The sequence below is a fragment of the Herbaspirillum sp. CF444 genome (genome assembly GCF_000282135.1).
In the GTDB taxonomy this organism is placed as follows: Bacteria; Pseudomonadota; Gammaproteobacteria; order Burkholderiales; family Burkholderiaceae_D; genus Herbaspirillum.
This window is the reverse complement of sequence record NZ_AKJW01000047.1, coordinates 1-14,659: the sequence shown is the minus strand read 5'-3', so window position 1 is coordinate 14,659 and position 14,659 is coordinate 1. Positions and strand designations below refer to the sequence as shown.

10 protein-coding genes are annotated in these 14,659 nt (G+C 60.3%); 3 read left to right on the top strand and 7 right to left on the bottom strand.

What is annotated here, in order from left to right; genetic code table 11:
- Positions 1 to 133: 133 nt before the first annotated feature.
- Complete coding sequence (locus tag PMI16_RS09565) at positions 134 to 2,215, top strand: hypothetical protein (protein WP_007878915.1); 2,082 nt, start codon at positions 134 to 136, stop codon at positions 2,213 to 2,215.
- A gap of 187 nt (positions 2,216 to 2,402) precedes the next feature.
- Here the strand turns inward: PMI16_RS09565 and PMI16_RS09560 are convergent, their stop codons facing one another.
- From PMI16_RS09560 to PMI16_RS09550, 3 genes are read right to left on the bottom strand one after another with little or no spacing between them, the layout of a single operon-like run.
- Complete coding sequence (locus PMI16_RS09560) at positions 2,403 to 3,794, bottom strand: efflux transporter outer membrane subunit (RefSeq protein ID WP_007878914.1); 1,392 nt, start codon at positions 3,792 to 3,794, stop codon at positions 2,403 to 2,405.
- A complete protein-coding gene (locus tag PMI16_RS09555; RefSeq protein WP_007878912.1) occupies positions 3,791 to 4,888 on the bottom strand; it encodes an HlyD family secretion protein in 1,098 nt (365 codons plus the stop codon). Before PMI16_RS09555 ends, PMI16_RS09560 begins: the two co-directional genes overlap by 4 nt.
- Positions 4,885 to 6,471: a hypothetical protein gene (locus PMI16_RS09550; RefSeq protein ID WP_007878911.1), complete on the bottom strand. Its 1,587-nt coding sequence runs from the start codon at positions 6,469 to 6,471 to the stop codon at positions 4,885 to 4,887. The genes PMI16_RS09555 and PMI16_RS09550 overlap by 4 nt, the downstream gene beginning before the upstream one ends.
- Positions 6,472 to 6,994: 523 nt before the next feature.
- Between PMI16_RS09550 and PMI16_RS09545 the strand changes: the two genes are divergently transcribed.
- Together PMI16_RS09545 and PMI16_RS09540 are read left to right on the top strand one after the other, a co-directional pair.
- Positions 6,995 to 7,855, top strand: a complete 861-nt coding sequence (locus PMI16_RS09545) for an AraC family transcriptional regulator (protein ID WP_007878909.1) — start codon at positions 6,995 to 6,997, stop codon at positions 7,853 to 7,855.
- A gap of 128 nt (positions 7,856 to 7,983) precedes the next feature.
- A complete protein-coding gene (locus PMI16_RS09540) occupies positions 7,984 to 9,018 on the top strand; it encodes an AraC family transcriptional regulator (RefSeq protein WP_007878907.1) in 1,035 nt (344 codons plus the stop codon).
- Between the two features lie 100 nt (positions 9,019 to 9,118).
- On the opposite strand, the gene PMI16_RS09535 is transcribed toward PMI16_RS09540, so the two are convergent.
- The 4 genes from PMI16_RS09535 to PMI16_RS09520 form a co-directional block, all read right to left on the bottom strand.
- On the bottom strand, positions 9,119 to 10,108 hold the full coding sequence (locus tag PMI16_RS09535; protein WP_007878906.1) for a hypothetical protein: 990 nt from the start codon (positions 10,106 to 10,108) through the stop codon (positions 9,119 to 9,121).
- On the bottom strand, positions 10,108 to 11,985 hold the full coding sequence (locus PMI16_RS09530) for a hypothetical protein (protein WP_007878904.1): 1,878 nt from the start codon (positions 11,983 to 11,985) through the stop codon (positions 10,108 to 10,110). Before PMI16_RS09530 ends, PMI16_RS09535 begins: the two co-directional genes overlap by 1 nt.
- Before the next feature lie 169 nt (positions 11,986 to 12,154).
- Entirely contained in the window at positions 12,155 to 13,492 is a 1,338-nt protein-coding gene (locus PMI16_RS09525) for a hypothetical protein (RefSeq protein WP_007878903.1), read from the bottom strand.
- Between the two features lie 230 nt (positions 13,493 to 13,722).
- A partial coding sequence (locus PMI16_RS09520) for an ATP-binding protein (RefSeq protein WP_007878902.1) occupies positions 13,723 to 14,659 on the bottom strand: 937 nt, incomplete at its 5' end.

Genomic DNA, 14,659 nt, shown 5'->3' with positions numbered 1-14,659 from the left:
TTGGCCCCTTCGCCATGTTGCGATGTCGCGGTGTGCGCCAGTCCCTGGCGATGAGTCGCCGAGCCGAAAATCCGTGAAACCGACCGCTTGCATCATTAACGAAATATCTAAAAGAAAACAGGAAATTCTTACCATGGCATATGTTCAAGGCACCAACACCAACCTCCCTATCATCCACGAATCGGTCGATCGCGGCACCCAGACCGACGCCGAAAGCCGTCCTTCACTGCCTACCGAGAGCGCCAGCGCAGAAGCTCGCCGCCATACATCCGGCAGCCATCCGCTGGCCGCTGCTTACCGCACCAGCACCGATGCCGTGACGAGCACCGACACTCCGCAAGCGCTGCAGTCCGTGCATCCGGATTCCCGCACACAAAACCCGAACAACACCAATAAGTTGGACGCGGGCATCCAAACCATGCATCACGACAGCGTGCGTACCCAGTCTTATGAAAACGTCAAGGCACTCTTCAAAGGTGTCGACAACCAGACTTCGGTCGGCCTGGAGCAGGACATCGCACTGTCGCGCGAAATTGCCCTCGCCGGTGAAATGGACTCCCCGAAAGGCGCCCGCGCTTCCGACTGTATCTGTCTGCCGCCGGACCTGATGGCCTATCGCGTACCGACGAACGCCAACGGCGACTATAAGCTGCGCTACAACTGCCCGGAAATCAACGGCACCGGCTTTGGCGGCATTCGCGACATTCACCCCGAACAACTGCAAGAAGTCATGCGCACCTACGCCCGCGCCGGCGAAGAAATTGCCGCCGACGCCAAGGCCAAAGGAGAAGTTCCGCTGATCATCGTGGCCAACTCCGGTCGCGAAGGCGCCAGCCGCACCGATGGCGCCTATCAGCCAGGCTCGAATAGCAAGATGATCTGGGAAAAGATGTACGTCGCCGACGTCCTGGCGCAATCGGTAGCGACACCCGCTCGCGATGTCTTCGCCTCGTCGCTGGATGCGCACGTCACTGCCTACTATGCAGAGATCGATGCCATCGCCGGCAACAGCACATTGACGCCGACCGCTCGCAAGGCCGCCATGGACCAAGCTTATCAAAACGCCACTGCGCGCATGGCGCAGCACAAGAACGAACCGCTGGTGTTGCTCGGCTACAGCCGCGACATGGCTTCGTGCTGCAAGATCGAAGACGGCCGTCCGATGCTGTTCGGCCGTCCGGTACACGGCGCAGTCAACGACCGCGGTTTGCAGAACTTGGCGCTGACCGAACAGAAAGACCTGAGCTTCCTCAAATTCAGCCCGATGAATGCCAGCGTCAAGGAAGGCGTGGACAAGTTCGAAGCCGCCAAATCGCGTGCTGCGTTCCTGGAAAGCGATGACTTCAAGAAGTTGGCCGGCATCGCCGAGTCACGCGGCTTCACCTTCGATCCGATGGGCGTGGAACAAGTGCGTCACTTCGAACGCGGCGCAGCGGAACCGGCCGACCTGACCGGCAAGACCGAACTCGAAAAATTCGAACTGCGTTCGACCTACTTCCGCGGCGTCAGCGCCGATGAATCGCTGGAAGGCGTCCAGGCAGCCTGGGACGACTTTGAAAAGGTCGGTCTCAAGCCACTCTTCAAGCCGAATGGCACCGGTCAAAGCAAAGGCATCATCGCCCCCAAGACCGGCGAAAGCAAAGAGGCATTCATGGTGCGCTTCAAGGAGAACATCGCTTATATCGAAGGCCAGTTCGGCAAAGGCGCAGGCTACCCCTTCATGGTCATGCCGCTGCTCAAGCTCGACGAGACTGCCAAGAACGAAGCCTATGACTTGCGCTTCGCCACTTACCAGAACGTGGATGACAGGGATAACGCCAAGATCCGCTCGGTGCCGCTGATCCTGAAGAAGGAACCTCCAAAGACACAACCGGGCAGCTCCACCGAGCTGGAATTCTCGCCGACCAACGTCACCGCCTCGGTAGCCGCGACCGGCAAAAAGGGTACGGACTTTATCGTCTCCCTGTGCTCGGAAGAAGGCATGAAGCAGTCGCATCTGAGCAAGGACAACCTCAAGAGCATGTCGCTGTACTTCGCAGCCCATGAAGCCTGGATGCTCAAGACCGAATATGCGCGTCCGCAGCCGTTCCCTGAAAATCCGTCCACCTCCAGCTTAGGCTCGTCGGACAGCGATCGGACTCAGCCTGACTATAGCCGACTGGGCATCAGCTTGCCGGCGGATCATCTGAACACGAATCTGGTCACGAATCCGTGATGCCAGGGGTGGAAGTAAGCACGGGCATCATGCGACAACTACCTCGCTGATGCGCCGAAACCGCCCGGTATCGCACCGTAAAGTAAGGCCTTGAGGGCTGAGTTCTGTATTGCACAGGACTCAGCCCTTTTCCTTTGTTCTTGATGTGGTAATGATTGCCGGAATAAATATAAAATCACCAACCGGTTCATTGACGCTGCGCCCCGGATGAAACCTGCCAGCCGCCGCCCAGTGCCTGGTACAGACTGACACCGGCGCTGAGCCGGTCCGCTTTCACCTGCACGAGCGACAGCTCGGCCGACAAAAGACTGCGTTGCGCATCAAGCTGTTCCAGATAAGGCGAATAGCCGTTGCGGTAACGATTGCCGGCCAGCGCGTATGCTTGCGCCAGTGCCTGCTTCTGCGCCAGGATGGCGCTCTCCTGGCGCGCAGCGCCGTCTTCTGCAGCCAGTGCGTCTTCCACTTCCCGCCATGCAACGAGCGTGGCTCTCTTGTAGGCAAAGGCCGCTTCGTCGCGGCGCGCGGTGGCGGCATCGGCCTGCGCCTGAAGGCGTCCACCGTCAAGCAGCGGCGCCAGGATGCTGCCGCCGACAGAAAAAATCGAGATCGGGTCGGCCAGCAGGTTGGAGTCGACATAACCGCCCGAGAGCCCGATACGGAACGAAGGCATGAAGGCGGCGCGTGCCGAGTCCAGTGTATGGTCGGCCGCCACCAACTGCTGCTCGGCTTGATAGATGTCGGGACGGCGGCGCAACAATTCGGTCGGCAGACCGGGCGCGATCGGCGGGAGTTGCAAGACCTCCAGATCGGCGCCTCGTCGCATCAATTGCGGCGGCTTGCCCAGCAACACGCCGAGCGCGTTTTCCTGGCGCCGGATGCCGGTGACGGTGGCGGCGATCAGTTGCTCCGCAGCGCTGTACTCCGCTTCGGCCTGGCGCAGATCAAGTTGCGGCGAATAGCCGCTCTGCACACGCTGTTGCGCCAGCTTCAGCGATGCAGCGCGGATATCCAGCGTGGCGCGCAACACTTCCAGCCTGGCATCCTGGGCGCGCAGCGAGATGTAGCTGCTTGCCGTCGTCGCCGCCAACGCCAGCCGGACGGTGTCATGCGCTGCCTGGCTGGCCAGCAGCGACGCCCGTGCGGCGGCATCGGCGCTGGCCAGTCGGCCGAACAGGTCGACTTCATAAGCCAGCGTCAGCTCGGCCTGGCCGGCGTTCTGGCGGCGCGCGCGGCCGAAGGCGTCGACATCGCCCTGGCGCGCGGCGCTGACGGCGGCGCTCAAGCTGGGCATGCGTTCTCCCTGGACCAGCGCCATCTGCGCGCGTGCTTGTTCGACGCGCGTGGCGGCGATCGCCAGATCCGTATTCCCGGCCAGCACATCATCGACCAGTTGCGTCAATACGGGATCGCCAAACGCCTGCCACCAACGCGCATCGATTTGCGCCTGGGCGGTGCCGGGCACGCCGGCAGTACCGATCCATGCGGACGGCACCGCCGCCGTCGCCGCAACGGGGGCATCCGTGCGCGGACCGGCGCAAGCCGCCAAGACCATCGCCAAAGGCAAGGCCGGCCATCTCATGGCGCACCCGCCGCGCGCTGTGAAGTATCCACCCGCGCCTCGACCGACATGCCCGGACGCAACAGCGCACTGGCGGCCGGATCGTCGATCAGAATTTTCACGCCGATGCGCTGCGGAATCTTGACGAAGTTGCCGGTGGCGTTGTCGGGCCTGAGCACGGCAAACTCGGAGCCGGCCGCGGGCGACAGCATCTGCACCCGTCCACGCATGGCCTTGCCGTCCAGCGCATCGACCCTGACCTCGGCGCCCTGCCCGGATCGCATATGCGTGGTTTGCGCTTCCTTGAAATTGGCGATGATCCATCGTTCCGCCGGCACCAGCGACAGCAATTGCGTGCCGTTGGTCACATACTGCCCCAGACGCACGCCGATCTCGCCCAACTGGCCGTCTTCGGCGGCACGAATCACGGTGTTGTCCAAATCGATTTCGGCCAGCCGCAATTGCGCGCGCGCCGCCTGCACTTGTGCTTCCAGGCCGTCACGTCCGACGTCGACCGTGCGCAGGTCCTGCCTGGCGATCTCTCCGGACGCTTCGGCCTGGCGCACCTGCGCCTGGGCAAGCGCCAGCGCCGCCAGGTTCTGGTCCCGTTCACGCATCGATACCGAACCGTCGTGGACCAGTTCATCAACCCGCGCCATGTCGGCCCGGGCACGTTGCAGCTGTGCCTGCGCGTTGGCCAAACCTGCCTGTTGCGCCAGCACGCCGGCACTGCGCGATGCCCGCGCCTGACTGCTGTTGGCCAGCGCCGCGGTCTGCGCCGCCACGGCGGCGCGCGCCTGCTCGACACGTGCTTCATAGATGCGAGAATCTATGCGCACCAGGACCTGGCCGCGTTTGACCTGGTCGTAGTCCTTGACCGCCACCTCAACGACATAGCCGCTGACCTGTGGCGCCACCACGGTGGTGCGGCCCCGCACGTAAGCGTTGTCGGTCCGCTGCAGCGCCGTGCTGAATGGCGGCAATTCCCAGACCCAGAGGATGACGGCAATTGCCAGCAGCCCAAGAATCACTGCGCCGGCAAGATGGAGCCACGGGCGCCGGGGTGGACGCCATGTCGGCGGCGTGGAGCGGTCGTCGGCGACGGTGTCTGTCATGCTGAATTTCCCTTCGTCACAGGTCGGCGGAGGATGCCGTAAAAAAGAATCCGGTAAGCGAGATAAAGTGCGACGGCCAGGGCGAATATCTCCACCAACCGGGACACGTCGTTATAGCCCAATACGTTGGCTTGCGCCGTCAGCGCCTGCAGCAGTTGTCCCGAGCCCTGGGCCAGGCGTGCCGCCACTTGGGGATCGGCGGCAAGCAAATGTTCGGACAATGCCTGCGCGTGCGCCCTGGCCATCACCGTCTGATAGCTCCCCAACAGCGCCGAGCCGCCCAGCCCCCCGATGTTCTGCGTCACGCTGAACAACACGATGAAGCTCACCATATGGTCAGGCCCCCGGCTGAGCATGCGCAAGAAGCCGTAGACCAGCGCCGGACCAATAAACAGCGTGGTGCCGAAAGCGATCAGCGACTGGCTCAGGTAAAGCTGCTCGGGCCGGGTCAGGCTGTTGGCGCCACTATCCATCCAGGCTCCCCAGGCGATCAGCAAGGATGCCGCCATGATCTGATACGGCAGGCGTTGTTCCGACAACGTCAGCGCGGCAACGATCATGCCCAGCAGCATGGCGATGACCACCAGCGTAAACAGCGTGTGCAACTGGTCGTTGGTCAAGCCGCCGGAGGTCAACAGACCAACCGCGCCATAGGTCTGCTCGGCCAGCGCGACGCGCACCAGCAGTGCCACCAGTGCAAAGCGCAGCATGTCGCCAGTGCTGAACCAGGCGAAATGCAGCAAAGGATGCTGGCGTCGCCGCTCTACCTGCCAGGCGGCGATCAACAAAGGAATTGCCGCAGCCAGCGCCCAGCCGAGCCAAGGCGTGTCGGTCCACCACAGTATGCGTCCCAGGCCCAGTACGCTGCATATCAGGATCGCGGCCGGCAGCAACAACGCGATCGTCACGAAATCCAGCGGTTCGAATGCCTTGCTGCGGTCGCTGGGCGGCAACGGCGCCAGCGACATGATGGCCAGCAACGCCAGCGCCAGACCGAGTTCGATCAGATACAGGCCTTGCCAGTCCGTCAGCACCAGCATGTCCAGCGGCACCAGGCGAGCCAGCGGCGGCCCCAGCTGCGGCAGGCTGGTGCCGAAGATCAAGGCCAGCGGCCTCAGTTTGAGCGGAAAGACTTGCAGCAGGTTGTAGGTAGTGAAGGTGGTCAGCGCCGCCGCAGTCAGTCCGCATACTGCGCGGATCACCACGGCGGCGGCGAATCCGGGCAGCACCAGTTGCAGTATCGCCGCCAGCGCATAACAGGCGAGCAATCCCTTGGTGACGGCTGGAATGCCGAACTGCGCCCGCGCTTTGACCAGCATCAGATTGGCGCAGGCATTGAATGCCACATAGATCGCAGGCAGCCAGCTGGCTTCGGCGGCATACAGTCCCATGCCGCCGGCGAGGTTGGCGGTATTGACGTTGACCAGGCCGTTGCCGAACGTCGCGCCGGCGCCGGCCAGCAAGGCGATCAGCGCATACGCGATGCGGCGGGTGGCGTCATGTCGCGGCGCATAGGGCGATCCCGGAAAAGAAGGACGCTCGTGCGAAGCGTAAACATAGGCTTCCGTTGAACGCTCGGTCATGGTCGCCTATCGCCGCATGATCAAATTATAAATGGGCCGTCCTGTGTCGGAAGTACGGGCAGAGGCATTCGCTGGCATATGGATTGCTCGTCTGATAATTGATCTGAAAGGCCGGGAAGGCGCACCGGCACAAGACGCACTCCCCGTCGAAAAGCATACCATGGGCTATGGTCGCCAGGATAGGCATGCCTGTCTTTCGATCTCGTGCGGCCATGACGCAATCATGCGGCCGCTTCACATCCCAGTTTGCGCGATGCGTCTGGGTCATCCTCGCCGCTGTCCTCTTTTGTCGCGCCAACTGTCCGAAATGGTACTCCCGGTCCGATGCGGCCAGTGCGAGAATCCGGGCAGCAACAGTTGAACTGCAGCCCCCAGGCCATCTCACTTCATAGGGATACACCATGCGTCAGTGTCCACAAACCATACGGTCAAGCGCCTCGCCGCGCCGGATGGTCAGCGCCATCAGCCGCCCCGCGTCGGTAGCCGTAGCGGCCATGATCGCCAACGGCGCCGGAAATCTGCCATGACGGCGTGCATGGCCGAACGCGCTTGCGGACAACAAGAGATCCTAGAAGCACGCTGCAACGACATGCATATCCGCACCGGCAAGGGCTTGCGCGCCAACGCACGCGAGCGGATCCAGGACGACCACGAGATCACCGTTCCGGGCATGCACGCATCGGCCATCCTTACCTACCGCCATGCACACGGCGAGTCGCGGCAGATCAAAGTGTCGGATCGCCACGTCTGCATCGTCCCGGCCGGTCATGCCATCGCTGCCGCATGGACTTCCGACGCCCGGATAACCAGCATCGCCGTCAAGCCGGCCTTCCTGGTCGCGCTGGCCCAGGCCAACGGCCACCACGGCTACGAGATGGCGCCGCAGTACGCCTCGGTGGATCCCTTCATGTGGCATATGGCGCGCTCGATCGAGCAGCAGATGCAAAGCCGGCGCCAGCTGGAGAAATCCTACATCGAGTCGGTTGCCGTCGTCATCGGCCAGCACCTGCTGTCCACCTACACCGACACGCCGGCGCCGTCCGTGATCCCGGGCGGACTGCCGCGCTACAAAATCCGCCGCGCCGTCGACTATATCCGCGCCCACTACCAGGAAGACATCGGCTTCAAGGACATCGCCGACCAACTCGACATGAGTCCGTATCACTTCGCCCGCATGTTCAAGCACTCGACGCAGGAATCACCGCACCAGTGCATCATGCGCTTGCGCATCGAGTCGGCCAAAAAGATGCTGATAGAGAGCGACAAGAGCATTGCCGACATCGCCCTCGAGGTCGGCTACAAGAGCCAGAGCTATTTCACGACCCGTTTCGCGCTGCTGGCGGGCATGACGCCGGCCGCCTTTCGCGGCCAGCCGAGGACCTGAACGCCGTTGGAACTCATCAAAGATTTCTGTATGTGATAATCGTCGGCAGTCATGATTATTGCGCTGTCCGCGCTGTGCGGACGGCAGTTTCGCATTCCACGGCCGGCGCCGGAGACAGGAGAACAAGCGTGGCGGAAGTCAAATACATCGGCTCGACGGAGCGCATCTATCCGCTCTATAAGCTCATCCCCCTGACGGCGCATCTGGCCGCCAATGACATCACGGAGGAACAGGCGCTGGCCGGCTCCGGCATTACGACGACCCACTTGAGCGACCCCTATTCCTTCATTTCGCGGCAACAGGTCACCGCCGTGTTCGATAATTTCCTGCGCCTGACGCCGGGCCGGGCCAGCCCGCTGGAACTGGGCGCGTCCTTCCGCCTCACCGACTACGGCTTTTACGGCTACGCCCTGCTCAGCAGCGCCACCGTGCGCGACGCCGTCAATTTCGGACTTACCTACCGGGAACTGGCCACGCCCATCGTTGAGCTCGAACTCGACGAATCGGGCGACGCCGCCGCCTGGATCATCCGCGCCTTGCCGGACTTTACGCTGCACGAGGCGATGGAACGCTTCGTGCAGGAATACCAGAGCGGCATCCTGCTGTCGCTGCATAAAAGCGTATCGGGCAACGCCTTCCGGCTGAGTTCGGCCAGTTTCGCGTTCAGCGCGCCGGCCGGGGCCGCCCACTATCACAGCGTGCTGAACTGTCCCATCGAGTTCGATGCTGCAAGCACCGCGCTGCGCTTCGACAAAACCTGGCTGGAACGGCGTCCGCTGGGTTCCCATGCCATCACCTTTCAACTGGTGCAAGATACCTGCCACGACATGCTGGAGCGCATCAACGGCGGGCGCGGCATCGTCGGCGATATTTACCGGCACCTGCTGAGCCAGTCGGGGCAATTCGCTTCGCTGGAAGAAATGGCGGTCCGGCTCGGCCTGCATTCGCGCACGCTGCGGCGCAAGATCATCAGCGAAGGATCGACGTATCAGAAAATCGTCGATGAAGTGAAGTTCAAGCTGGCGTCGACCTACCTGACGCGCACCGAGATGACCCATGAATCGATTTCGGAGCGGCTCGGTTTCAGCGATGCCTCAAGCTTCCGCCGCGCCTTCAAGCGCTGGACGCATTTGTCGCCCAATGACTTCAGGAAGCGGCCATAACGCAGCATCTGATTCCCGAAATCGTGGTTGTTCGTTCGGGCATCAAGGCTGAAAAGATTCTTGCGAACTGCGTCGGAACGCCTCGTCCCTTATCCGTTCTTCAATTCACCTTGACCGCAAAGCAACTGTGCCTCTCGGATTCAAGCCAGAACTTGCCAGCGTCATAGCCTGCGGCCAACACGTAACCGCCCAAGTAATATTCGTAAGTCTCGTTTGAAAACTTCAACTTCGGCGCTGCCTGTTTGTACTGGAAAAGCGCATCGAAGTTGCCGCCCCCGCCGGTTGTATGTCTGAAGGATACGGTGCGCGGAATATCGATATCCAAGGTTCCCAGAAGAGCTGACTCCGCACGAATCTGGCAGTTATCGGCCATTCCCACGTTGTAGGCCTGGGAAAGCTCGAAGACGAAATCCGAACGCAGGCACACATTGGTCTTTGCATTATCCGGCATGCTCGTATCACCCGTCAGATGAATAACGTCTTCCTTAGTGATCGTTGGCGACGGTTTGCCCAGCAGCAAGGCGATCGATCGGCCCACGTCGACACTGCCACTGGAGGTCGCATTGAATTGGGTACAACTGGCGCTGTTGTCGTTTTTGCAGAGCGCGGCGCAGTTTCGCGTGGGAGACTCCTGCCGGTCCATATTCTGGAGGTCGGCTTTTGCCGTGACGGCGACGATGTCCTTCATGCCTTCATTGATGTCGCCTCCATATGATTTGTTGCCGATCACTGTGATCACATTGCGCATACACTGCTTGGACACTTCGGTCGGCTGGATCGAGCATTCCAGCTTTTGCGTGCCTCCCTGAGGCAGCGAAAGCTGCTGGGACACGACCTTGGGCACGGTATCCAGCGGCTCCTTGCTGTAGATCATTGCCTTCGGGCTCCAAGTGCGGGGCCCCATATTGGTAATTTGGTAACGCTGAGCTCCCGGACAAGCGCAGCCGTTCGTCGACTGAGGCAATTCAATAACAGACAGGTTCTGTGACGGAGGATCCGTCCTGATCTTTCCGCAACCTGCGAGGCAGACCAATGTGGCCAGCATGACCACGGAAAGCGGTGTTGGCAGAAGATTCTTGAGCGCTTGCATTATTTGACTCCCTTGTTCGTCAGGCTGTTCTTGATGTTTTCCCAGGCGATATTCGCAACATCGCCGTCAAGTGCAGGAGCGTTGCCGAGAACGACAACAAGCAACTCTCCGCTGCCCGAACGGGTGGTGAAGTAAATCTGGTTAAGCGTCCATAGGGCACCCAAGCTGCCGTCACGAAGTTTCGTCGTGTCCAACGGAACAAGTCTGCTCCCCATTTCCGTCCCCACATACGGCACATCGCTAAGATAATTCAGCGCTATGCCGTCAGTCCTGGGCATCGCCGTGGCGGTGAGTCTGATGGTTCCATGCGTCTTGAGATAAGGTATCTTGATCTCGTTCTTGCAAATCCTTGGCGTCCAAGCCTTGAAGCAAACCCATACGTGCTTGATGCAAGTCCACAACTCGAGTCTGACATCCATTGTTCCCAACAAGGAGCCTTTGTCGGAAGACCACTGGATGGGGTCGTGCTGAATTCTGCGTTCACAATTGTTCGCTGGAATCTTACCGAGCAACTCGGCCTGAGCCGAGGCTATCAAGGCGTCACTCTTGAATACCATTGTGAATTCGGGGCGGATCTGCGCAGTTTGCGTGACGGGATCCTTGTAGTCGGTGAAAGCCATGTATGCTTGCCCTCCATCGACTTCCTTGGGCGCCTTCGGGATCAGCTTCGACATGTCCGAGAGTGTCAGCGTCGTCAATTTATCCTTGGTCGCGACACCCTTGGGGTAGTAACCAACCAGTTTGGACGCGTCAAAGGGTGCAAGGGCATTTGGCTTTGGGACTTCGTACAATTTTGCGTACGTTTGCTCGTACTGACTCGTCGCCGCACTGACCAGCGAACTGTATTGGGCCACCGCCATCCTGTCGAGAACTGCCAGGAGCTGCCCATAGATGGCCTTGGTCTGGTCATCGGCTTTGGGAGGCAATTCGGCTTTAAGCACGGTCAAATCAGCCATCGCCAGATCGCCCATTGTTTGCATCGAAATCAGAATCTCGTGGAGCGTCGACAGGTCCGCTTCCAGCTGAGTTTTCGATTTCTGGGACAACGGTTCCGAAATGATCCGGGTGAAGTCCGGCATGAAAGCATCCGCGCGCGACACCAGAGCCTTCAAGGAGGCGGGCCAGGCGAACTTGGAGGTTTCAAGCCGCCAGATTGCCGATTCAGGCAGCAACGGCAAGGCGTTCGACTCCGTCACAATCACAGGCGCACTCCTGTCCAGGACATTTGCAGCATCGGAAACCACGACCGGCATTTGCATCAACGTTGCGAATTGTGCCGCGTATTTCGTTGAGTCCATGCCGTTAGCCTCGATGTCCTTGACTGCAGGCGCAGCAGGCCAATTCACACGAAACAGATCGTCCAGGAAACGAGTGAGAGCATCTGCGTCGATGCGGCGCAAGGCAGTTCCCACCCGCATTGAACCGTCCCAGCCTGGCGTGGCCAAGACGAAAAAACGACAATCGGAGGGGGTCAATGGCACCAGCAACAAGGCGCCATGCGTGTTTTTCAAATCAGGCTCTACGCCGCTCGCCACCGCTGCTTTTTCGATACCAAGGATGGCGCTGGCGGCCAGCGAGGGCGGCATGTAAAACGCTGCGTAGCGGTTGCCGCTCGGCGCAGCAGGAACGTTCATGACGTCAACGGCGAATGACGAGGATGTGCCGGCCGCATCACTGACGGCGGCGCTGATCTTGGCGTCTTTGACCCTTGCGGCTTCTTGCCTGTATGACGCCGGCAATAAACTTCCTGCGCAAGGATCGGCGGCGATCGCCGTCGCCGGGCCCATGGCAAGGACAATGAGACCCACAGTCCACTTGTTCAAAACCTTGAACACTTTGTCGAAAAAGGTGAATGGCCTGGCAAAATGGATTTTCATGCTGAAGCTCCCCCATTGATCCCTGATGGAAACGATTTTTTATCTAATGAATTAGCACCGCAATAAACTAAACCAGAATGGCGAAGAAATTGGCCGCTGGATAGGCAACTTCTTTCCATGCGAGTCTCACCAGCCAGTCATCGCCAAATCTCGATGAAAATCCAGCATGCTATTGCGAAGCGAGCCAGTCCTTCACATCCTTGCATGCGGCGCTCCAGGCTTTTTCGGTTAACTTGGCGGCGGGATGGGTGCCGGTCACAACCGCCCATGCAACCAGCCTCGCATCCAGCGCGCTGAAACTCTGGCCGATCATTTCTTGCACGATGTTCTGGCACATCCCGTTGAGGATCTGGCTGTTGGCCTTGTCATCGTTCCCGAGGCTGCTCAGTGCGGTGCCGTACCATGGCTGTTGCTGCAAATGGTCCCGTATCGTGGTCACGTTGGAAGATGCCTTGAGCATCACGAATGCAAGGATTTTCGACGCGTCCTTCTCTTGCACGACCGCCTTTCGCGCCACCTTCAGGTCAGTCTTGCAGCGCTGCGTCGGCGATTCTTTTTTACAATAACGCCAATCGCTGAAAACCGACGGCCGCGGCGCATCGAAACCGATGCGCCACACGCCCATCGGCCTGATGTTGCCGTTCCAGTCCCCTTCTTTCTCGGGAATATTGATGGTGATCGCCATCCCGCCGCCGTCTTGCCAACGCAAGAAATCACGATCGCTGGTGTGTTTTTCACTTAGCTTGCGGAAAAACAGTTTGCTGACCGCGGTGTCGATGGCCTGTGCCTTGTCCTTGGTCGCGCCTTCGCTCAGCCTGGTCACCACGTTCGATGTCGGGGCCAGGGCGCGGATGGCGGTCAAGGTGATTTGCAGCGCATTGCCGGCCACGCCGCTATCGACCGTGCGGCTGGCGTTGAATTCGACCGATACGCGCGGCGTGCCCTCGACGCCGCCCTCTTTCACCAGGAACCATGGGAAAGACGATGCGTTGTGCACCACATCGCGCGTCCAGCTCTGTCCATCGCTTCCGCTGGTGCTACTCAAAGTGGCCAGCGACACGGACTCCTCGTAAGTGCCGATCTTGACTTTCGCCAGCACGTTGACGTCGTATTTGATACTAAGCAAATACCGTTCGATAAGGCCGCGTTGCGCGTAGCTCAGACTCCCGTTCGCGCCGGCGGCGGCGCCCTGGCTTTCCTGCAAACCTCCGTCGATTCGCAAGCGCGTGTAGGCATCGGTGAATGCGATGGGCGCTTCAGAATCAAGATCGAAGAACGTGCTCATGGGTGTCACGTCGAGCATGTTCTTTTTTGCCCCGCCTGCGTCCTTATCCTGCCCGCCACTCTGGTTTTGGTTGCCGCCGCCTGACTTGCTTCCCGCATCGACCGCCATCTGCTTGGCAGCGGCGTCATCGGCTGACTTGAGTGCGGCAGGCGTCTCGCAGCCCGACAGCAGAATGAGGAAAAGGCCCGGTAAAACCCATTTGGAACGAGATACGGTACGCATGAAATTCCCCCCTATTTTTCTTGTGATGAAAACAACCTGCGGCGAAACTGCGAGAAGAAATGTAGCACAACAAATTCCAGATTTGGAAATGGCTCGCCTTTATTAAGCTGAAAAAACAGGAAATTTAACGGTCTTATGCAGAGTTCGAAAGGGAGTAAATCAACAAACAGATAATTAACTCGCTTTATTTCCATTGAGCATTTTCTGTTTTTCCTCCGGCGCTCACACGCTCAAGCCCGCCGCTCCACGCACTTGGCCAGCGCGGCGCGCAGTTCGCGGATCTTCGGCGGCTTGCTCAACACCTGGTCCACGTTCACCGGTCCGTCGTCGGTTTCCGGAATCATCCGCTGGCCCCAGCCTGTGAGCAAAATCACCGGCACCGCCGGCGCGATCCGCTTCACCGTCTCGGCGACCTTGCGGCCATCTATATACGGCATGCCCAGGTCGGTGATCACCACCGCATAGCGCTGTCCAGCCGCGTCGGCTGCGCAGAAGAGGTCGATGCCGGCCTGGCCGCCGTCGGCCTGCGTGACATCGTGCCCATCGGCGCTCAGGATATTGCCCAGCGACGCCAGCAAGGTCGGATCGTCATCCACGATCAATATCTTCAGGCTCGCAGCGGGCCTGAGCGAGGTCACGGCGGCGGCATCGACCGCCATCGCCGCTACCGGGAAGTACATCTTGACTGCGGTGCCCACGCGCAACTGCGATTCGATGGCGATGCGCGCCGCATGCCGTTCGATCATGCCGTATACGGTGGCCAGTCCGAGGCCCGTGCCGCGTTCGCCCTTGGTGGTAAAAAACGGTTCCAGGCAGCGCTGTTGCGTCGCCTCGTCCATACCGCTGCCGTTGTCGCTGACTTCGACCAGCACATGCGGCCCGGCACCGTCGTCCATATGCTCGACAGAACGCGTGCGCAGGGTTACCGTGCCGCCATCGGGCATGGCGTCGACCGCGTTGAACACCAGATTGGTCAGGGCCTCGCGGATTTCACCTTCGACCCCGAGGATGGCAGGAATGTCCGTGCCCAGATCTTGCCGCATCTCGATCACGATGCCGCGCTGCTGCGGCATGTCCGACCAGCGCGCCCGGGTCAGGTCGATCACGTGCTGCATCATCAGATTGACGTTGACCGTGCTGAGCGTAAGCTGCGGCTCCCGCTGCCGA

What these genes read in the sequence shown, in the direction of transcription:
- PMI16_RS09555 (WP_007878912.1), bottom strand. Translation starts at nt 4,888, where the DNA reads ATGACAGACACCGTCGCCGACGACCGCTCCACGCCGCCGACATGGCGT.
- PMI16_RS09545 (WP_007878909.1), top strand. Translation starts at nt 6,995, where the DNA reads ATGACGGCGTGCATGGCCGAACGCGCTTGCGGACAACAAGAGATCCTA.
- PMI16_RS09525 (WP_007878903.1), bottom strand. Translation starts at nt 13,492, where the DNA reads ATGCGTACCGTATCTCGTTCCAAATGGGTTTTACCGGGCCTTTTCCTC.
- PMI16_RS09535 (WP_007878906.1), bottom strand. Translation starts at nt 10,108, where the DNA reads ATGCAAGCGCTCAAGAATCTTCTGCCAACACCGCTTTCCGTGGTCATG.
- PMI16_RS09530 (WP_007878904.1), bottom strand. Translation starts at nt 11,985, where the DNA reads ATGAAAATCCATTTTGCCAGGCCATTCACCTTTTTCGACAAAGTGTTC.
- PMI16_RS09560 (WP_007878914.1), bottom strand. Translation starts at nt 3,794, where the DNA reads ATGAGATGGCCGGCCTTGCCTTTGGCGATGGTCTTGGCGGCTTGCGCC.
- PMI16_RS09565 (WP_007878915.1), top strand. Translation starts at nt 134, where the DNA reads ATGGCATATGTTCAAGGCACCAACACCAACCTCCCTATCATCCACGAA.
- PMI16_RS09550 (WP_007878911.1), bottom strand. Translation starts at nt 6,471, where the DNA reads ATGACCGAGCGTTCAACGGAAGCCTATGTTTACGCTTCGCACGAGCGT.